This window comes from Neisseria leonii (assembly GCF_028776105.2).
In the GTDB taxonomy this organism is placed as follows: Bacteria; Pseudomonadota; Gammaproteobacteria; order Burkholderiales; family Neisseriaceae; genus Neisseria; species Neisseria leonii.
In genome coordinates this window covers 318440-336649 of the sequence record NZ_CP145606.1, presented here as the reverse complement: position 1 = coordinate 336649, position 18210 = coordinate 318440, and the positions used below count along the sequence as shown (strand labels likewise).

21 protein-coding genes are annotated in these 18210 nt (G+C 57.1%); 7 read left to right on the top strand and 14 right to left on the bottom strand.

Features of this window, described 5'->3' with window-relative positions; genetic code table 11:
• The first annotated feature begins 111 nt into the window (after positions 1-111).
• Positions 112-1158, top strand: coding sequence for an N-acetyl-gamma-glutamyl-phosphate reductase (gene argC / locus ORY85_RS01690; protein ID WP_274572438.1), 1047 nt, complete (start codon positions 112-114; stop codon positions 1156-1158).
• Between the two features lie 94 nt (positions 1159-1252).
• On the opposite strand, the gene tkt is transcribed toward argC, so the two are convergent.
• Entirely contained in the window at positions 1253-3235 is a 1983-nt protein-coding gene (gene tkt, locus ORY85_RS01685) for a transketolase (protein ID WP_274572437.1), read from the bottom strand.
• Between the two features lie 258 nt (positions 3236-3493).
• On the opposite strand from tkt, the gene ORY85_RS01680 reads away from it, so the two are divergent.
• Positions 3494-4747, top strand: coding sequence for a D-amino acid dehydrogenase (locus ORY85_RS01680; protein WP_274572462.1), 1254 nt, complete (start codon positions 3494-3496; stop codon positions 4745-4747).
• A gap of 155 nt (positions 4748-4902) precedes the next feature.
• On the opposite strand, the gene ORY85_RS01675 is transcribed toward ORY85_RS01680, so the two are convergent.
• From ORY85_RS01675 to glyA, 8 genes are all read right to left on the bottom strand, one after another.
• Complete coding sequence (locus ORY85_RS01675; protein ID WP_274572436.1) at positions 4903-5373, bottom strand: ProQ/FINO family protein; 471 nt, start codon at positions 5371-5373, stop codon at positions 4903-4905.
• Between the two features lie 69 nt (positions 5374-5442).
• Positions 5443-6543 (bottom strand): chorismate synthase, encoded by a 1101-nt coding sequence (gene aroC / locus ORY85_RS01670; RefSeq protein ID WP_274572435.1) that lies wholly within the window; start codon positions 6541-6543, stop codon positions 5443-5445.
• 132 nt (positions 6544-6675) lie between these two features.
• Positions 6676-6936, bottom strand: a complete 261-nt coding sequence (locus tag ORY85_RS01665) for a glutaredoxin family protein (protein ID WP_274572434.1) — start codon at positions 6934-6936, stop codon at positions 6676-6678.
• Positions 6937-7155 carry a hypothetical protein gene (locus ORY85_RS01660; protein WP_274572433.1) on the bottom strand — a complete coding sequence of 73 codons (219 nt, stop codon included), beginning with the start codon at positions 7153-7155 and terminating at the stop codon, positions 6937-6939.
• A 159-nt stretch (positions 7156-7314) separates the two neighbouring features.
• The gene (pth, locus tag ORY85_RS01655) at positions 7315-7890 is read right to left on the bottom strand and encodes an aminoacyl-tRNA hydrolase (protein ID WP_274572432.1); all 576 of its coding nucleotides are present in this window, start codon (positions 7888-7890) and stop codon (positions 7315-7317) included.
• The gene (locus ORY85_RS01650) at positions 7887-8183 is read right to left on the bottom strand and encodes an RnfH family protein (protein ID WP_274572431.1); all 297 of its coding nucleotides are present in this window, start codon (positions 8181-8183) and stop codon (positions 7887-7889) included. The genes pth and ORY85_RS01650 overlap by 4 nt, the downstream gene beginning before the upstream one ends.
• A gap of 1 nt (position 8184) precedes the next feature.
• Complete coding sequence (locus ORY85_RS01645) at positions 8185-8619, bottom strand: type II toxin-antitoxin system RatA family toxin (protein WP_274572430.1); 435 nt, start codon at positions 8617-8619, stop codon at positions 8185-8187.
• A gap of 103 nt (positions 8620-8722) precedes the next feature.
• Positions 8723-9973, bottom strand: a complete 1251-nt coding sequence (gene glyA, locus ORY85_RS01640) for a serine hydroxymethyltransferase (RefSeq protein WP_274572429.1) — start codon at positions 9971-9973, stop codon at positions 8723-8725.
• 249 nt (positions 9974-10222) lie between these two features.
• Between glyA and ORY85_RS01635 the strand changes: the two genes are divergently transcribed.
• The 3 genes from ORY85_RS01635 (at position 10223) to ORY85_RS01625 (ending at position 12634) form a co-directional block, all read left to right on the top strand.
• Positions 10223-10444: a YdcH family protein gene (locus ORY85_RS01635; protein WP_274572428.1), complete on the top strand. Its 222-nt coding sequence runs from the start codon at positions 10223-10225 to the stop codon at positions 10442-10444.
• A 75-nt stretch (positions 10445-10519) separates the two neighbouring features.
• Complete coding sequence (locus ORY85_RS01630) at positions 10520-11239, top strand: IclR family transcriptional regulator (protein ID WP_274572427.1); 720 nt, start codon at positions 10520-10522, stop codon at positions 11237-11239.
• A gap of 129 nt (positions 11240-11368) precedes the next feature.
• On the top strand, positions 11369-12634 hold the full coding sequence (locus ORY85_RS01625; RefSeq protein WP_274572426.1) for a DUF1479 domain-containing protein: 1266 nt from the start codon (positions 11369-11371) through the stop codon (positions 12632-12634).
• Positions 12635-13171: 537 nt separating this feature from the next.
• Here ORY85_RS01625 and ORY85_RS01620 read toward each other — a convergent pair.
• The 5 genes from ORY85_RS01620 to gatB all read right to left on the bottom strand — a co-directional run bounded on the left by ORY85_RS01620 (position 13172) and on the right by gatB (position 17166).
• Positions 13172-13624 (bottom strand): NfeD family protein, encoded by a 453-nt coding sequence (locus tag ORY85_RS01620; protein ID WP_274572425.1) that lies wholly within the window; start codon positions 13622-13624, stop codon positions 13172-13174.
• A 29-nt stretch (positions 13625-13653) separates the two neighbouring features.
• Entirely contained in the window at positions 13654-14037 is a 384-nt protein-coding gene (gene panD, locus ORY85_RS01615) for an aspartate 1-decarboxylase (protein WP_274572424.1), read from the bottom strand.
• Positions 14038-14157: 120 nt separating this feature from the next.
• Positions 14158-15165 carry a DNA polymerase III subunit delta gene (gene holA / locus ORY85_RS01610; RefSeq protein ID WP_274572423.1) on the bottom strand — a complete coding sequence of 336 codons (1008 nt, stop codon included), beginning with the start codon at positions 15163-15165 and terminating at the stop codon, positions 14158-14160.
• Positions 15165-15641, bottom strand: a complete 477-nt coding sequence (gene lptE, locus ORY85_RS01605) for an LPS assembly lipoprotein LptE (RefSeq protein WP_274572422.1) — start codon at positions 15639-15641, stop codon at positions 15165-15167. Before lptE ends, holA begins: the two co-directional genes overlap by 1 nt.
• Positions 15642-15735: 94 nt before the next feature.
• Entirely contained in the window at positions 15736-17166 is a 1431-nt protein-coding gene (gene gatB / locus ORY85_RS01600) for an Asp-tRNA(Asn)/Glu-tRNA(Gln) amidotransferase subunit GatB (protein ID WP_274572421.1), read from the bottom strand.
• Positions 17167-17276: 110 nt separating this feature from the next.
• Between gatB and ORY85_RS01595 the strand changes: the two genes are divergently transcribed.
• Both ORY85_RS01595 and ORY85_RS01590 read left to right on the top strand, forming a co-directional pair.
• Positions 17277-17516, top strand: coding sequence for a helix-turn-helix domain-containing protein (locus ORY85_RS01595; RefSeq protein WP_274572420.1), 240 nt, complete (start codon positions 17277-17279; stop codon positions 17514-17516).
• Positions 17503-18207, top strand: coding sequence for a MutH/Sau3AI family endonuclease (locus ORY85_RS01590; protein WP_274572419.1), 705 nt, complete (start codon positions 17503-17505; stop codon positions 18205-18207). The genes ORY85_RS01595 and ORY85_RS01590 overlap by 14 nt, the downstream gene beginning before the upstream one ends.
• Positions 18208-18210 lie beyond the last annotated feature (3 nt).

The window sequence follows — 18210 nt, the reverse complement described above, 5'->3', positions numbered from 1 at the left end:
TACCGTTTGAGGCCGTCTGAAAAGCAGGCAGCCGTTTTCAGACGGCCTGATGCTTGGCGGCGGCGGCCATTTGGGCGTACACTGCCGTTTTTTGCCACGGACTGCCCCGCCATGAAAACCCGCCCCGTCCGCGCCGGTATTGTCGGCGCCACCGGCTACACCGGTGTCGAACTGCTGCGCCTGCTCGCCTGCCACCCCGATGTCGAAGTGGCTGCCGTCACCAGCCGCAGCGAAGCCGGTATCCATATTGCCGACTATTTCCCCAGTCTGCGCGGCGTTTACGACCTGCATTTCCAAACGCCCGACCATGCCGCGCTGGCCGGATGCGATGTCGTCTTTTTCGCCACACCCAACGGCGTCGCCATGCAGGAAGCACCCGCCCTGCTTGCGGCCGGTGTGCGCGTCGTCGATTTGTCGGCCGACTTCCGTCTGAAAGATGTGGCCGAATGGGAACAGTGGTACGGCATGAAACATACCGCCCCCGAATGGGTGCAGAAAGCGGTGTACGGTTTGAGCGAATACCGCCGCAGCGAAATCGCCGCCGCCCAGCTGGTCGCCAACCCCGGCTGTTACCCCACCTGCGTTTCGCTTGCGCTGCTGCCGCTGCTCAAAGCAGGCGCGTTGCAGGAAAACCGGCCGCTGATTGCCGACTGCAAATCGGGCGTGTCCGGCGCGGGACGCAAAGCCGCCGTCGGCACGCTGCTGTGCGAAGCGGGCGACAACTTCAAAGCCTACGGTATCGGCGGACACCGTCACCTGCCCGAAATCCGCCAAACCATCGACAGTCTGCAACGCGGCGTGGCCGAAGGCTTGGTTTTCGTACCGCATCTCACGCCGATGATACGCGGTATGCACGCCACCACTTATCTTCACCTCAAACCCGGCTGCACACCGCAGCAGCTGCTCGAAGATTTCTACCGCGGCAGCCGTTTTGTCGATGTAATGCCCGCCGGCAGCACACCCGAAACGCGCAGCGTGCGCGGTGCCAATCTCTGCCGCATCAGCATCACACAGGCACCGCAGAGCGATGTATGGATTCTGCTGAGCGTACAGGATAATCTGGTCAAAGGCGCGGCCGGACAGGCGGTACAGAATATGAACATCATGTTCGGCCTGGCCGAAGACAGCGGCCTGCGGCACGCTCCGCTGCTGCCCTAAGTTCTGCCCGCGCCAAAAGGCCGTCTGAAAACAGCGTTGCACGGGCAACCCGTTTTCAGACGGCCTGATACAGTACGGCTTTTTATCCCTAAAATCAGGCAAGCACGTTTTTCACCGTTTCGGCCACATTTTCGGCCGTAAAGCCGAAATGGGCGAACAACTCTTCCGCCGGTGCCGATTCGCCGAAGCGGTCGAGGCCGACCACCGCACCGTCCAAACCGACATACTTATACCAACCGTCGCGCACGCCCGCTTCTACCGCCACACGCGGCAGCTCTTTCGGCAAAACGCGGTTGCGGTAGGCCGCATCTTGGCGGTCGAACACATTGGTCGACGGCATGGACACCACATTGACCGCCACGCCCTCGTCGGCCAAGCGTTTTTGTGCCGCCAAAGCCAATTCGACTTCCGAACCGGTGGCGATGATGACCGCACGGGCGTTTTCTGCTTCCGACAACACATAGCCGCCGCGCTTGATGTCGGCCAACTGCGCTTCGCTGCGTTCGACAAACGGCAGGTTTTGGCGGCTGAAAATCAGGCAGGACGGCGTATCAGCCGTTTTGGCCGCTTCGGCCCACGCTACCAGACTCTCGGCGGTATCGCACGGCCGCCACACGTTCATATTCGGAATCAGGCGCAGGGTGGCCGTCTGCTCGACGGGCTGATGGGTGGGGCCGTCTTCGCCCAAACCGATGGAATCGTGGGTAAACACAAATACGGGATTGATTTTCATCAAAGCCGCCATGCGCAGCGCGTTGCGGGCGTATTCGCTGAACATCAGGAAGGTTGCGCCGAAAGGCTTCACGCCGCCGTGCAGCGTCATGCCGTTCATGATGGCGGCCATGCCGAATTCGCGTACGCCGTAATGCACATAATTGCCGCCCTGCCGTGTGCTGACCGCCGTGCTGCCCGACCAGTCGGTCAGGTTCGACGGGGTCAGGTCGGCCGAACCGCCCACCAGCTCGGGCAGCACCTGTGCCAGCACTTCGATGCTGTTCTGGCTGGCTTTGCGTGTGGCGATGGTTTCGCCTTTTTCGCACACCGCCTTCAAGGCCGTCTGAATATGGGCATCAAAGTTTTCCGGCAGTCGGTTTTCCATGCGGCGGACGAATTCGGCCGCTTTTTCAGGGAATTTGGCACGGTATTGCTCAAACAGCGCGTTCCATTCGGCTTCCAGTTTTTCACCCGCAGCCACGGCGTTCCATTGCCCGTAAATTTCCTGCGGAATTTCAAACGCGGCATACGGCCAGCCCAGATGACGGCGCGTGGCTTCGATTTCGTCCGCACCCAACGGCGCGCCGTGGGTTTTGTGGCTGCCTTCTTTATTGGCCGCACCTTTGCCGATTAAGGTTTTGCAGCAGATCAGCGAGGGTTTGCCGGTTTCGGCGCGCGCCGCTTCGATGGCTGCGCGCACGGCTTCGCGGTCGTGGCCGTCCACATCGGGGACGACATGCCAGCCGTAGCTTGCGAAACGCTGCGGAATGTTTTCGGTAAACCAGCCGTCCACCTTGCCGTCGATGGAAATATTGTTGTCGTCGTACAGCACCACCAGTTTGCCCAAACCCAGCGTACCCGCCAAAGAAGCGGCTTCGTGCGAAATCCCCTCCATCAGGCAGCCGTCGCCGAGAAACACATAAGTGTAGTGATCGACAATATTCAGGCCGCCGGCATTGAATTCTTCGGCCAGTATTTTTTCCGCCAAAGCCATGCCCACGGCATTGGCAATGCCCTGCCCCAGCGGGCCGGTGGTGGTTTCCACGCCGTCGGTGTAGCCGTATTCGGGGTGGCCGGGCGTTTTGCTGTGGAATTGGCGGAAGTTTTTCAAGTCGTCGATGGAAACATCGTAACCGGTGAGATGCAACAGGCTGTAAATCAGCATCGAGGCATGGCCGTTGGACAGCACAAAGCGGTCGCGGTTGTAGAATTTGGGGTTGGCCGGATTGTGCCGGAGAAAGTCGCGCCACAGCACTTCGGCCATGTCGGCCATGCCCATCGGGGCACCGGGGTGGCCGGAATTGGCTTTCTGTACGGCATCGGCGGAAAGAAAACGGATGGCATTGGCCAGTTGTGAAGCCATGGGGAAACCTTTTCGTAGGGGACGGAAAAGCCGATTATGCGGGTTTTCAGACGGCCTTTCAAGGCATCGGCCGTCTGAAAACCGGCCTGCTTTATTTTCGGCAGATGCTGCCGTCCGCCTGCCGCTTTGCTAAAATGGCACGGCCGCATCGGGCGGCGGACGGGAAAACGGATACCGCTTCCTCCGCGCCCGATGCGGCTGTCCGAGACCAAACCGTTTTTCTGTTTCTGGCCGCTGCGGCGGCATGGGGAGATGATGATGAATGTTGTCGTTTTGGGTGCCGGTATCATCGGCGTATGCACTGCTTATTTTCTGCGCCGTGCCGGGCACGAAGTCAGCGTTATCGACCGTGCCGCAGCGGCGGCGGAAGAAACCAGTTTTGCCAATGCCGGCCAGCTTTCCTACGGCTATACCACGCCGTGGGCGGCGCCCGGCATTCCGCTCAAAGCGGCCAAATGGCTGACGCGGCCGCATTCGCCGCTGATTCTGCGTCCCGACGGCAGCGCGTTCCAGATACGCTGGCTGCGGCAGATGCTCACCAACTGCACCGAAGCACGCTATAAAGAAAACAAAGCGCGCATGGTGCGCATTTCCGAATACAGCCGCAGCGTGTTCCGGCAATTGGCCGCCGATACGGGCATTGCCTTTGAAGGCCGTCAGGCCGGTACGCTGCAAGTGTTCCGCACCGACAAAGAAGTGGCTGCGGCGAAAAAAGACATGGCGGTCTTGGCGGCCTACGGTGTGCCGTTCAGCGAACTGTCCGCCGCCGAATGCCTGCAATACGAACCGGGACTGGCCGCCAGCGTAAACAAACTGGCCGGCGCGCTCCACCTGCCCAACGATGCCACCGGCGACTGCGCCCTGTTCGCCAAACGTCTGGCCGATTTATGCGCCCGCGACGGCGTACGCTTTTTCTTCAACCACGCTATCGAATCTTTCGACAGCGAAGCCCGCCGCATCACGGCGGTTTATGCGGGCGGCAAACGTTTTGAGGCCGACCGTTTCGTCTGCGCGCTGGGCAGTTTCAGCCGCCCCGCCCTCGCCCAACTGGACATCGACCTGCCGGTGTATCCCGTGAAAGGCTATTCGATTACTGTGCCGCTGGATCAAGAATCCTCCGCCCCGCAGTCCACCGTATTGGACGAAACCTACAAAGTCGCCATCACCCGCTTCGACCGGCGTATCCGCGTGGGCGGCATGGCCGAATTGTCGGGCTACGCACTGAGTCTGAATCCCGCACGCCGTGCCACGCTGGAGCGGGTTTTGAACGACCTTTTCCCCGGCGGCGGGCGCACCGCCGAATCGTCTTTTTGGAGCGGCCTGCGCCCGATGACGCCCGACAGCACGCCCTTAATCGGCCGCTGCGGCTGGGACAATCTGATACTCAACACCGGCCACGGTACGCTGGGCTGGACGATGTCCGCCGGTTCGGGCAAACTCGCCGCCGACTTGGTTTCCGATACCGTCCCCGAAATCGAAACGGGCGATTTGGGCTTGTCGCGCTACCGCTGATACGCCAAAGCCGTTTCACACGGCAGCGGCGGCAAGCATTGGACAATGCCGCCCGACACAGCCATATGGTGCAAAAAGGCCGTCTGAAAACGCAGCTTACCGCGAGCGTTTTCAGACGGCCTTTGAAACAGTTCGGCTTTGACCGGCTGCTCCGATTATTCGGCTGCGGCTTCCTGCTGTACGGTTTCCTGTGCAACGGCTTCTGCCACGGTCTCAACCGGTTCGGCCGCAGACGGTACGGCTTCGGCAGCCTCTGCCTGCTTGGCCGCCTGACGCGCCAGAGCTTCCTGTACGGACGGATGCTGGGCGGCTACCGCCTGCTCTTCGGGGCTGACTTCGCCTTTGAAGCGGTTGTTCAAATCAAAACGCTTGCCGCCGCGCGCAACGGCTTTCAGATAGCGCGGACGGCGGCAGTGGTTGGCCAGCACGCGGGCAATCAATGCTGGGTCGTATTGCGGCAGCGCGGCCGTCAAATCCTGATCGATGCCCAAAGCCAAAGGCTTGAAGCGTTTGAACACATCGTATTTGCCGTAGATGTGGTCGGCAATCATTTCGGTCTGCTTTTTCTTGCTCATGGTCTGCACGGCCGATTTCAGCGCGGCACCCAAAGCGGTTTCATGGTTCATGGTGTTTATCCTGTCAATCAATACGGCAAAACGGGGGACATTTTAGCGGAAAGCCCCCGCCGAGGTAAATCATTTCTTCCCGCGTGCAATATCGGGGGTAGCCACGCGCACGGCGGCATTCTGGGCGCGGTGGCGCAAGGCATGATCCATCAGCACCAGTGCCAGCATGGCTTCGGCAATCGGCGCGGCACGCAGTCCGACGCAGGGGTCGTGGCGGCCGTGTGTGGCGATTTCGACAGGGCGGCCGTCGATGTCGATACTGTCGCGGGCAGTGGCGATGCTGCTGGTGGGCTTGACGGCAAAATTGGCGGTAATCGTCTGGCCGGTGGAAATACCGCCCAAAATGCCGCCTGCATGATTGGATTTGAAACCCTGCGGCGTCATTTCGTCGCCGTGATGGCTGCCGCGCTGCGCGGCCACATCGAAACCGTCGCCGATTTCCACGCCTTTGACCGCATTGATGCTCATCAGGGCGTGGGCGATATCGGCATCGAGACGGTCGAACACCGGTTCGCCCAAGCCCACCGGCACACGGCGCGCTTCGATGTGCAGTTTCGCGCCCACCGAATCCAGCGATTTGCGCACGCTGTCCATATAGTTTTCCAGTTGGGCGATTTGGCTCTGATTGGCGGCGAAAAACGGGTTTTGGCCGATAAAGTTTTCGTTTTCAAAAGCAATTTCAACTTCGCCCACTTGTGTTACCCAACACACGATTTCGGTGCCGAACGTTTCGCGCAGCCATTTTTTCGCCACCGCACCGGCCGCCACGCGCGCGGCGGTTTCGCGGGCGGAAGAGCGGCCGCCGCCGCGGTAGTCGCGGATACCGTATTTGTGCCAATAGGTGTAGTCGGCATGGCCGGGACGGAATTGGCGCGCGATGTTGCCGTAGTCTTTGCTGCGCTGGTCGGTATTGCGGATCAGGAGCGCGATGGGCGTACCCGTGGTCTGCCCTTCAAATACGCCCGACAAAATTTCCACTTCGTCGGCTTCGCGCCGCTGGGTGACATGGCGGCTGGTACCGGGTTTGCGCCGGTCCAAATCGGCCTGAATATCCTGCGCGTCCAGAGCCAGACCGGGCGGACAGCCGTCGATGATACAGCCCAAAGCCGGGCCGTGGCTTTCGCCGAAGGTGCTGACTGTGAAAATTTGTCCGAATGTGTTACCTGCCATATTGGATTTCCGAAATAACAAACCTAGTCGGCTTCATGCCGTCTGAAAACCGGTGTTTTTGCCCGTTTCAGACGGCCTTCCGCCGTGCCGTAAACTGAATCGGAACACCATTCCGTGTTCCCCGAAGTGCAGCTATGTCCCGCGTCCGGCCGTACCGCCCGCCTGCCCCAGATAAGCCAGCAGGGCGGCTTCGTCCAAGTGCCAATGGCAGATTTCGTGCGCACCGTGCAGCAGCACCGGGACTTTTTCGTTATATTGCCGCTCCAAATCGGGAAAATCGTCGATGTCGATGATGTCCAGATCAAAGCCGTAAGCCGTCTGAAAAGGTTGCAGCATCTCGCGCATTCTGTGGCACAGGCTGCAATATTCGCGAAACAGTAAAGTCAGTTTCATCTATCCGTTTCCTGATGGCGCGGCCGGATTGCGGCCGTCTGAAAACAGCGTACCTGCGGTATTCAGACGGCCTGACTGCGCCCATATGTTGTTGCGCAGATGTTTGTCTGCGGTTTGGATACGCCATTGCCAAAGCGGCAGGCCGGGAGGCTGCCGGTCTCCTTCCACAATGTCCGCCCCCTGTAATCTGACCGTGCGGCCGTCCGCCGCCTGCATCATATTCTCCCGCCTTGGTCAAGCATCTGCGGCAAAGGCGGCTGTGTCCCGTCCGGCAGGCTCCGGCCGAAAGTGTATCAGGGAGCCTGTTGCCCAATAAATCGGCAAATGTGGGCAGCATATTCATCAGCAGAAAAAACCGAAATATTTCACGACATACGTTCAAGCATGACTGTGCAAAAAACGCGTGGCGGCCTCGAAATCGCCCGCCATCACCAGCGGCAGGCCTTTGAGCGATTTACCTACCGCCTCATCGATTTTCTGCCTGTCCTCGGCAGAGGGTTTGTTCAGCACATAGGCACTGACCAGATTGCGGTCGCCGGGGTGGCCGATGCCCAAACGCAGACGGTAAAAATCCGCCGTGCCGAGCTTGGCCTGAATGTCTTTCAGGCCGTTATGTCCGCCGTTGCCGCCGCCGCGTTTGAAACGGATGCGGCCGCAGGGAATATCCAATTCGTCGTGCACCACCAGAATCTCTTCCGGCCTGATTTTGTAAAACTGCGCCAGTGCGCCCACAGCCTTACCCGAAAGGTTCATAAAGGTATCGGGTTTGAGCAGCCACACTTCGCCGTTTTCATGCGCCACACGCGCCACCTGTCCGGCATATTTTTTTTCTTCTTTCCAAACGGCTTTCCATTGCCAGGCCAATTCGTCTGCAAACCAAAAGCCCGCGTTGTGGCGGGTATGTTCGTATTCACGGCCGGGGTTGCCCAAACCGGCAATCAGGCGGATGGTCATATCTTGCTTTCTGTTTTTTCTTCTGCACGTTTTGCCGCGCGCAGACGGCGTGCTGCTTTGGGATCGATTTGCAGCGGGCGGTACAGCTCTACCCGGTCGCCTGCACGCAAAACCGTATCGTCGGCCACCGCCTTGCCGAAAATGCCGACGGGCGCGGCCAAATCCGCTGCGGGGCAGACGGCCGCCAAGCCGCTCAAATGCACCGCCTCGCGTGCCGTCGTCCCCTGCTCTACGGCAAAACGCCGCAGAAACTGCTGCGCTGCCGTGCCGTAAGCCACTTCGATTTCCGGCATATCAGCGGCCATAACGTCGGTCTGCCTCGGCGGTAAACGCATCAACCAATTTGCCCGCCAGATGGCCGAATACCGGACTGATCAATGCCGCAAGCATCGGATTGGCAAAATCGTATTGCAGTTTGAACACCACTTGGCACATATCGTCGCCCAAATCGACAAACCGCCATGTGCCGTTCAGGGTTTTAAACGGTCCTTCGAGCAAATCCATGCTGATGGCTTCGCCGGGGGTGTTGCGGTTGTGCGTGGCAAAAGACTGTTTCACGCCGCGGTAATCCATATAAAGCCGCGCTTTGAGTTCGTTTTCCGTCCGCATCAGCACTTCCGTCCGGCCGTACCACGGCAGAAACTGCGGATAGTCTTCCACCCTGTCCACCAGATCGAACATCTGCGCCGCACTGTGCAGCACCAGCACACTTTTTTCTACGGTTTTCATGCACGCCCGCATCAAACAAAACGACTATTGTAAACGAAAAAGAGGCCGTCTGAAAATCGGCATATCCAGCCTTTTTCAGACGGCCTGACGGCGGCAGGCGGCTTTATGCGCCGTAAACCGGATTTTTATCGCACAGGGCTTTGGCCGCTGCGGCCACACGGTTCAACGTGGCTTCGTCCTGCGGATTTTCCAGTACGTCGGCCACCAGATTCGCCAGCTCGCGCGCATCGGCTTCGCTGAAACCGCGCGTGGTAATGGCAGATGCGCCGACTCGGATGCCGGAGGTGACAAACGGTTTTTCCGGGTCGTTCGGAATGGCGTTTTTATTGATGGTGATGTGCGCTTTGCCCAAAGCTTCTTCGGCGGCTTTACCGGTAATGTTTTTCGCACGCAGATCCACCAAGAACACATGGCTTTCCGTACGGCCGGAAATAATACGCAGGCCGCGTTTGACCAACTCTTCGGCCATCGCCGCCGCATTGATTTTCACCTGTTTGGCGTATTGTTTGAACTCAGGTTCCAAGGCTTCTTTGAATGCCACGGCCTTGGCCGCAATCACGTGCATCAGCGGGCCGCCCTGCAGGCTGGGGAAAATGGCGGAATTGAGGGCTTTTTCGTGCGTATTGTCGCGGCACAGAATCACACCGCCGCGCGGGCCACGCAGGGTTTTGTGCGTAGTGGTGGTAACGAAGTCGGCGAAAGGAACAGGGTTCGGATATTCGCCGCCGGCCACCAGACCGGCATAGTGCGCCATATCGACAAACAGATATGCGCCCACTTTATCGGCGATTTCGCGGAATTTCGCCCAGTCGATTTGCAGCGCGTAGGCCGATGCGCCCGCCACAATCATTTTCGGCTTGTGTTCCAGAGCTAGGCGTTCTACTTCGGCATAATCCAGAACTTCGTTTTCGTCCAAACCGTAGGTAACCGCGTTGTAAAGTTTGCCGGAAATATTCACGCTCGCACCGTGGGTCAGATGGCCGCCGTGGGCGAGGCTCATGCCCAAAATGGTGTCGCCCGGTTTCAAGACCGCAGCGTAAACGGCTTGGTTGGCCTGACTGCCCGAATGCGGCTGGACATTGGCATATTCGGCACCGAACAGTTTTTTCACGCGGTCGATGGCCAGCTGCTCGGCAACATCGACATATTCGCAGCCGCCGTAATAGCGTTTGCCCGGATAACCTTCGGCGTATTTGTTGGTCAATTGGCTGCCCTGCGCTTCCATCACGGCGCAGCTGACATAGTTTTCAGAGGCAATCAGCTCGATATGGTCTTGCTGGCGCGCAACTTCATCGGCCATCGCTGCGGCCAATTCGGGATCGTATTTTTCGATGGTAACGCTTTTTGAAAACATGGATTCGCTTCCTATGCTGAGGGTCGGACAAACCCGGCGGCAGCCGGGGCGTGGATTTGCGGCTATTGTAACCGAAATCCCGACGGCCGCCACATGAAAAAGCCGACAGCGCCCAACAATTTCATTCATAAATTATTCAGACTCCGCCCATGCCCCGTATGGCAAACCGGCGCACTTTGCTATAATGGCTGTGTCCGGCAGACAGGCTGCGGCCTGTTTCTTTCCACTTTCCAACCAAAGGAGTCCGTTATGTTTCCCGAATACCGTGACCTGATCAGCAAACTCAAACAGGAAGACAAGCATTTCGCCCGCCTGTTTGACGAACACAACGATTTGGACGACAAAATCACCGGCCTGGAAAACAATCCGGTAACCAGCGTTTCGGCTCATGACGAAATCGAGAAGCTGAAAGTTCAAAAACTGGCTCTGAAAGACCAGCTGTTTGAAATCCTGAAAAAAGCAGACGCTTAATCCGAATCATTTTCGCCTCCGCCCCCGTGCGCTCTGCCGGGGGCGTTTTGCCGATACCGAACCCGACACACCGCCATGATTAATGAAACCCGCCGTATCCAGTCGGTAGAGCGTGCCATGTATATTCTGGAACAGATTGCACTGGCCGGCGGACATATCCGTCTGAATGATTTGGCCGCCCGAACCGGTCTGAACAAAGCCACGCTGCACGGCCTGCTCAATACCTTGGCCGCGCTGGGCTATATCGGCCGCGACGGCAAGTCCTATACCTTGGGCCTGCGCCTGCGCGATTTGACGCTGCCGCTGTCCGATGCCGACGAACATCTGCGACGGCGTTTCCGCCCGCTGATGGAAACCCTGCACCGCACCTGCGGCGAAAACGTTTATCTGGCCGCACCCTGCGGCACACGCGAATACCGTTATCTGGACGTTTTGGGACACGATACCCGCCACGGCCGCCCCAGTCCGCGCGGCCGCCGCGAAGGGCTGACCACTTCGGCGATGGGCAAAGTTTTTCTCGCCACCATTCCCGAAACGGCGCGCAGCCTGCTGTTGGCAGACAGACTGTCCGGCCGTCTGAAAACCGAATTGGCCCGAATTGCCGAATGCGGCTACGCGCTGGATTTGGCTGAAGCCGAAGCGGGCTGGCACGCTTTCGCCGTCCCCCTGCGGGTGGGCGGGCAGACCGTGGCCGGTATTTCGGTTGCCGGTGCCGCCGAACGCCTGCCCTCGGCGAAACTCATCGAATGGGCGCAGCATACCCAACAACTGCTGCTGCACCACACTGCGGCCTAAAAGCATACGGTTTGACATTATCAAACTTTGACTATTTTTTCAGACGGCCTCTTGGCGGCCGTCATACTTTTGCCATAATCATGCTTCCAAGCGGCCTGCGCCGCCATCACAACAACAAAGGAGCAATCCATGGCACATATGCCCCTACCCGAAAACACCGCTGCCGCGATTCAAGCGGTCAAACAACAAATCAAAGCCAAGCTGCCCGACTACAAACGCGTTTTCGACGAAGTGGCCGACCACATCGGTACCCAAGTTGCCGAAATCCGCGCCGAGCTGGCAGCAGGAAAGCATCCCGTCCCGCAGCTTCATGCCGACGATATTGTAAACGGCACGGTTACCGCCGAACAGATTGCCCGCATCCGCCGCCGCGGCTGCTTGGTGGTACACGGCGTATTCGACCGCGAACGGGCGGAGCAGTGGAACCGCGACATCGGCGCCTATCTGGACGGCAACAATTTTGAAGAAGCCCTCAAACACGCGGCCGAAGACCATTATTTCGGCACACTGGCGCAAGGCAAGCCGCAGATTTACGGCGTATATTGGAGCAAGCCGCAAGTCGAAGCGCGGCAGGATGAACGCATGAAAGCCGTGCAGTGTTTTCTCAACGGTCTGTGGCAGACGGAATCGGGCGGCAAACAGCATTTTGATCCGAACAATATCGTTTCCTATGCCGACCGCGTGCGCCGCCGCCCGCCGAAATCCAAACCGCTGGGACTCTCGCCGCACGTGGACAGCGGCACCATCGAACGCTGGCTGGACGACAATTTCCGCTATGTGTACCGCCATATTTTCAACGGCAATTGGCGCGACTACAACCCGTTTGACGGCGACGGCCGCACCGAAGTGCGCGAAATCCCCTCGCCTGCCAACGCCTCGGTTTTCCGCACCTTCCAAGGCTGGACTTCGCTCTCGCCGCAACGCAAAAACGGCGGCACGCTCAAACTGGTGCCGATTGCCGATGCCATGAGCTATATCCTGCTGCGCGCCTTGCAGGACGATGTGGCGGACGACGACTTATGCGGCGCACAACCGATGCGCACATTAGGTATTTACCCGCAATGGCACCAACTGCTGCTGGACGCGGAATGTCCGATTCCCGATATGGAAGCCGGCGACTGCGTTTTCTGGCATTGCGATGTGGTGCATTCCGTAGAAGCAGAACACAACAGCCCGTATGACAGCAATGTGATGTACATCGGCTGCGCGCCGCGTTGTGCCAAAAACGAAGCCTATCTGGACGGCCAATGGGCGGCATTTGTCGACGGCAAATCCCCACCCGACTACGCACCCGACAACTTTGAAGTGAATTTCCAAGACCGCGCCACCGAAGCAGATCTGACAGATTTGGGCAGAACGCAATTGCGTACATCACATGGAAACTGCCGGTTTTAAACCGACCAACCGAATCCGCAGGCCGTCTGAAAACACAAAAGCCGTTTTCAGACGGCCTGTTGCAATTTTTTCCTTTTGTCGGTCGGATGTTCAAATCCGATAATTTCTACCACACATATCGGATTCAGGCGCGTCGGATTCGAGAATCCAACCTACCGTCGCCCCACATCTGATGCGTGATACTACTGTCATCATCTTGGATAGCAGCTTCCACCTGATGTAGGCCGGATTTTTAAATCCGCCAATCCTCCGCTATACACGCCGGATTCAAATTCGTCGGATTCAAGAATCCGCCTACCGCTACCCTTGCTCCACATCTGATGCCAAAAAAACTGCATAAAACCTTAATCACTGTTACTGACATCACATTGGATAGCGGCTGCCACCTTATGCAGGTCGGATTTCCAAATCCGACATCCACCGCGCCACACAAGTCGGATTCCAGAATCCGACCTACCAAAAAGCCGTCTGAAAACGGCATCAGTGCGTTTTCAGACGGCCTTAATATTATGACGGGCTTTCGGTTTTGAACGGACATCAACCGCGGATGCCGCCGCGCCCTTTGCCCTTGCCTTTCCGCTGCGCGGCCTGCATTTCGTGCATGGCTTTCATCTGGCCTGCGCGGTTGTACACCGACATTTCTTTAAATGCTTTGTGCGCCTCGGCTTCTGGACAATTATTGTTCGCCATGCAGTAGATATTCACCGCATCTTTCCGTGCCTGCCCGCCCCTGTTGTACATACGGCGCAAATCGGCAGGGTGGATTTTGCCGCTCTCGGGGGTGATATTGAACGCCTTAATCCGTTCCAGAAACTGCCGCCGCTGCCGCTTGATCCACCACCAGGCTGTCAGACCGACTGCGGCAACCGCCAATAGTACGCTCAGCAGTGCCACCCACCAGGTAACACCGAACAAAATCAGGATACCGATCACCACTGCGGCCAAGATGCCGATGCGGATCGCGGGTTTGACAAACATTTTGGGTTCCATAAACGCTGTTTCTTTCTTTTCTTATGAAGTTACAAAACGGTATTCGGCGGCTCGTCGTGCACAATATCGCGGATACGGTTGGCTTCATCGACCAGCACCACCTTCGGCCGGTAAGCCGCTGCTTCTGCTTTGTCCAATTGCAGATACGACATGATAATCACAATATCGCCCGGCTGCACCAGACGCGCCGCCGCGCCGTTCAGACACACCACGCCGCTGCCGCGCGCACCGGCGATGGTGTAGGTTTCAAAACGCTGGCCGTTGTTGTTGTTCACAACCGCCACTTTTTCATTCGGCAGAATCCCCGCCGCATCCAATAAATCCGAATCGACGGTAATGCTGCCGACGTAATTCAGATCGGCTCCGGTAACCACCGCACGGTGGATTTTGCCGCCCAGCATGGTGCGCAACATAACTTTCCTTTTTCAAAAATCCGAACTGCCCGCTGCCGGGCAGATAAGCAGCGGATTGTAAACCGATTCATTCTCTTTGAACAGAATACCGCCCAGCCACGCCGTCTGAAAACAGGCCTTTCAGACGGCCAAACCGCCCACCAGACTGCGAAATTCCGGCCAGGCTTCGCCGTTTTCCGCGCCTTTGATGATGCGGTCGATGCGGGCGCATTCCTGCAAAGCCGCCATCAGGCGCGCTACCGTCAAACGGCGCAAAGCCTGCGGTGCCAGCGTCTGCTTGTCGCCCCACAACCGCAGCGTATTGCGCACCGACTGCACACTCTGCCCCTGTTTGAGCGCGGCCGCCAAACGGATCAGCGTACGCACATCTTCGGCCACCGCCCACAACAGCAGTACCGGTTCTTCGCCTTCCGCTTCCAAGCCGTCCAAAAGCCGCAGCGTGCGCGCCGCATCGCCGCCCATCCATGCCCCGGCCAGCTGGAACACGTCAAAACGCGCCACATTGGCCACTGCCTGCTCTGCATCGGCCGTCTGCACGCAATAGCCCGGCGGGTACAGCAGCGCGAGCTTGTCGATTTCCTGTTTGGCCGCCAACAGATTGCCTTCTACCCGCTCGGCAAACAAGGCCAAGGCTTCCGCCTCAATCGACAAATCATGCTGTTTCAGCCGTGCCGCTATCCATTGCGGCAGAGCGGCCGTGCCGACCGCGCGCGCCTCCACCGTCAGTCCGGCCTGTGCCAATGCCGAAAACCATTTGCTTTTCAGCTGCGTTCCGTCCAATTTCGGCAGCAGCACCAGCACCACGGTATCGGGCGGCAGGTTTTCCGCCAAAGTCTGCAAGGCTTCGCCGCCCGCCTTGCCGGGTTTGCCGTTGGGAATATGGATTTCCAGCAATTTCAAATCGGCAAACAGCCCGATGCTGCCCGCCGAAGCCAGCAGTGCCTGCCAGTCTTCCTGTTTTTCGGGCGAATGGCTTTCGCGGTTGGCATAGCCCTGTGCACGGGCGGCAGCACGCAGGCTGTCCAAAGCCTCCACCCGCAGCAGATCCTCTTCGCCGTGAATCACATACAGCGGCTGCAAACCCCGCGCCGTCTGCGCTGCCAGCTGCTCAATCGGCAAAACGGCCATTACCGCTGTTCCACAAAAGTCAGACGGCGGACAATCTGCTCGGCTGCATCTTGGCGCATTTCCTGCCGGATTTGCGCCTCTTCCTCCTGCCTGCCCAAAGCCTCGCCGTCGGCATAATCCATCTGACGGCGCACCTTGACATCAAACGGTTCGCCGAGCGGCTCGCCGTTGCGGTAAACCTGAACCTGCGCCTCCAATTCGAGCAGATATTCGTTAATCAGCGCGGCACGCGTAACGGTGTACACATTTTTCCGAACGGCAAACCGCGACACTGCCAGCGAAGCCTGCGCCCTGCCGTCAGCCGCCGGCTCACCGCCGGCACGGCGCAGCGCGCTTTCCAGCTCCTGCTGCAACGGGCCGCCATCGACAGACCAATTTAGATACGGCAGCCGGTACGCCGCCGGGCCGCTGCCTTTCAAATGGAAACCGCATGCCGTCAGCACCAACACCGCCAACACCGCTATCATCGTTTTCATCTTTACCCCCTTTCTCCGCCAATCCCGCCGATACCCTCAGGCCGTCTGAAAACGCGCACAACCACCTTTCCCCATTTTCAGACGGCCTCCGGCATCAGCCGATTTTGGCCTTAATCAAATCCTGCACTTGCGCCGGATTGGCTTTGCCTTTGGAAGCCTTCATCACTTGGCCGACAATCGCGTTCAGGGCTTTGTCGTTGCCCGCCTTGAACTGCTCGACGGCCTTGGCATTGGCCGCCAGGACTTCGTCTACCATGGCTTCAATCGCGCCGGTGTCGGTCATCTGTTGCAGGCCGTATTTTTCGATAATTTCGGCGATGCCCGCTTCCGGTTCCGCCCACATGGCTTCAAAGGCTTTTTTCGCCAGCTTGCTGCTCAATGTGCCGTCGGCGATTTTGCCGACCAAAGCGGCCAACCGCAATGCATCAATCGGGCTCTCGGCCAAACTCAACCCTTCTTTGTTCAGCATAGCGGCCAACTCGCCGTTCATCCAGTTTGCCGCCAATTTGCCCTGTCCGCAGGCTTGGGCGGCAGTTTCAAAATAGGCAGCCTGAACACGGCCGGCGGTCAGCAGGCGGGCATCGTATTCGCTCACACCGTATTCCGCCACAAAACGCTGCGCCATTTCAGACGGCAATTCGGGCATTCCGTCTTTGGCTTTTTGCAGCTGGCCGTCTGAAATCATCACCGGCAGCAGGTCGGGGTCGGGGAAATAGCGGTAGTCGTGCGCATCTTCTTTCAGGCGCATCACGCGCGTTTCGCCCTTTTCGGGATCAAACAGCATGGTCGCCTGCTGCACCTTGCCGCCGTCTTCCAGAATTTCAATCTGGCTTTCTGCTTCGTAGTTGATTGCCTGCTCCAAAAAGCGGAACGAATTCAGATTTTTAATTTCACGCCGCGTACCGAACCCGGCCTGCCCTTTCGGCCGCACCGACACATTGGCATCAATGCGGAACGATCCTTCGGCCATATTGCCGTCGCAAATGTCCAGCCAGGTTACCAAACCGTGCAGGGCTTTGGCATAAGCCACCGCTTCGGCGGCAGAACGCAGTTCCGGCTCGGACACCACCTCCAACAGCGGCGTACCCGCTCGGTTCAGGTCGATACCCGTCGCACCGTCCAAACCCTCGTGCACCGACTTGCCCGCATCCTCTTCCATATGTGCACGGGTAACGTTGATGGTTTTCACCTCGCCGCCCACCACAATGTCCAGCCTGCCGTGCTCGATAATCGGCAGGGCCAACTGGCTGATCTGATACCCCTTCGGCAGGTCGGGATAAAAATAGTTTTTGCGGTCGAACACGTTTTTGCGGTTGATTTGCGCATTCAGCGCCAAACCCAATTTAATCGCTTTTTCCACCACTTCGCGGTTCATCACCGGCAGCACGCCCGGCAGCGCACATTCCACCACACTGGCATGAGCATTCGGCTCGGCACCGAAAGCGGTAGACGCGCCGCTGAAAATTTTCGATTTGGTATTCAATTGGACGTGGATTTCCAGTCCGATTATGGTTTCCCAGGTCATAGGGAGTTTTCCTCCAAATAATGATAATGGTGAATCTGAAATAAACCACCTTCTTAAATTGATACTTATTGTATGTAGAAATGACTTTCTAAACAATCAAAATATCCAATATGAAAACAGATGATTTAAAACTATTTGGCACTCATGTCAAAACCCTTCGTTTAAGCAAAAACTTAAGTCAAGAAGAGCTGGCTGAACGTGCAGGTATGCATAGAACATATATCGGCATGATTGAGCGGGGAGAAAGAAATCCTGCATTGCTCAATCTCATCCGTTTGGCCAAAGCCCTGCATATTCCCTTATCCCAACTTGTTAATTTCCCGGACAAAGAAAATCATGAAGCTAATTGATGCTTATCCATTTTTACAAGAAAATCAAGGCCGTCCGCTGGTTGACTTAAAAACAGAATATCAAAATCACTTTCCCGAATATTTACCTTTTGATATGAAAATCAACAAAGGTGGCGTAGGTCAGTTTCTGGAAAAACTTATCGGATTGAAAAATACTTCTTCCCTTACCGATTTTTCAGATGGCGAACTAAAAACCAATAAATCGGATATTTCAGGCAAACCTTTGGAAACAATGTTTATCTCTCAAATATCCAGCTCATTTGATGAATTAATCAATGACGATCTGGCCTTTAAAAACAGCTGGATTTACCAAAAAATCCGCAATATGCTGTATGTACCTATCTGCAAAGTTGGTGATAATCCTGATAATTGGTTTATCCACTCCGCGTACCACATTTGTTTGGATCATAACCCTATGGTTTATCAGCAACTCGAAAACGATTTCCTAACCATTCGTAAACTGCTAAATCAACATATACGGAAATTAGACGATGGGTTCATCCATACATCAAATGGGGAATTCATTCAAATCCGCTCCAAAGATTCCAAACGTTCAGACGGCACTTATAATCCAATTTTTTCAACCACCTATAACCGCTACGTTTCCAATAAAAATCATGCCTTTTATTTCAAAAAGGAATTTATGAAGGCTATTCAGGCTGGCACTTGGGTAGTTCATAAAATCGTTTAATCA

Excerpts from the sequence above, each read along its gene's own strand:
- ORY85_RS01620 (WP_274572425.1), bottom strand. The coding sequence starts at position 13,624 with ATGGAACCCAAAATGTTTGTCAAACCCGCGATCCGCATCGGCATCTTG.
- tkt (WP_274572437.1), bottom strand. The coding sequence starts at position 3,235 with ATGGCTTCACAACTGGCCAATGCCATCCGTTTTCTTTCCGCCGATGCC.
- ORY85_RS01595 (WP_274572420.1), top strand. The coding sequence starts at position 17,277 with ATGAAAACAGATGATTTAAAACTATTTGGCACTCATGTCAAAACCCTT.
- ORY85_RS01665 (WP_274572434.1), bottom strand. The coding sequence starts at position 6,936 with ATGAAACTGACTTTACTGTTTCGCGAATATTGCAGCCTGTGCCACAGA.
- glyA (WP_274572429.1), bottom strand. The coding sequence starts at position 9,973 with ATGTTTTCAAAAAGCGTTACCATCGAAAAATACGATCCCGAATTGGCC.
- aroC (WP_274572435.1), bottom strand. The coding sequence starts at position 6,543 with ATGGCAGGTAACACATTCGGACAAATTTTCACAGTCAGCACCTTCGGC.
- ORY85_RS01650 (WP_274572431.1), bottom strand. The coding sequence starts at position 8,183 with ATGCCGGAAATCGAAGTGGCTTACGGCACGGCAGCGCAGCAGTTTCTG.
- ORY85_RS01625 (WP_274572426.1), top strand. The coding sequence starts at position 11,369 with ATGGCACATATGCCCCTACCCGAAAACACCGCTGCCGCGATTCAAGCG.
- gatB (WP_274572421.1), bottom strand. The coding sequence starts at position 17,166 with ATGACCTGGGAAACCATAATCGGACTGGAAATCCACGTCCAATTGAAT.
- ORY85_RS01675 (WP_274572436.1), bottom strand. The coding sequence starts at position 5,373 with ATGAACCATGAAACCGCTTTGGGTGCCGCGCTGAAATCGGCCGTGCAG.
- ORY85_RS01645 (WP_274572430.1), bottom strand. The coding sequence starts at position 8,619 with ATGAAAACCGTAGAAAAAAGTGTGCTGGTGCTGCACAGTGCGGCGCAG.
- pth (WP_274572432.1), bottom strand. The coding sequence starts at position 7,890 with ATGACCATCCGCCTGATTGCCGGTTTGGGCAACCCCGGCCGTGAATAC.
- lptE (WP_274572422.1), bottom strand. The coding sequence starts at position 15,641 with ATGAAAACGATGATAGCGGTGTTGGCGGTGTTGGTGCTGACGGCATGC.
- holA (WP_274572423.1), bottom strand. The coding sequence starts at position 15,165 with ATGGCCGTTTTGCCGATTGAGCAGCTGGCAGCGCAGACGGCGCGGGGT.
- ORY85_RS01635 (WP_274572428.1), top strand. The coding sequence starts at position 10,223 with ATGTTTCCCGAATACCGTGACCTGATCAGCAAACTCAAACAGGAAGAC.
- ORY85_RS01680 (WP_274572462.1), top strand. The coding sequence starts at position 3,494 with ATGAATGTTGTCGTTTTGGGTGCCGGTATCATCGGCGTATGCACTGCT.
- argC (WP_274572438.1), top strand. The coding sequence starts at position 112 with ATGAAAACCCGCCCCGTCCGCGCCGGTATTGTCGGCGCCACCGGCTAC.
- ORY85_RS01590 (WP_274572419.1), top strand. The coding sequence starts at position 17,503 with ATGAAGCTAATTGATGCTTATCCATTTTTACAAGAAAATCAAGGCCGT.
- ORY85_RS01630 (WP_274572427.1), top strand. The coding sequence starts at position 10,520 with ATGATTAATGAAACCCGCCGTATCCAGTCGGTAGAGCGTGCCATGTAT.
- panD (WP_274572424.1), bottom strand. The coding sequence starts at position 14,037 with ATGTTGCGCACCATGCTGGGCGGCAAAATCCACCGTGCGGTGGTTACC.
- ORY85_RS01660 (WP_274572433.1), bottom strand. The coding sequence starts at position 7,155 with ATGATGCAGGCGGCGGACGGCCGCACGGTCAGATTACAGGGGGCGGAC.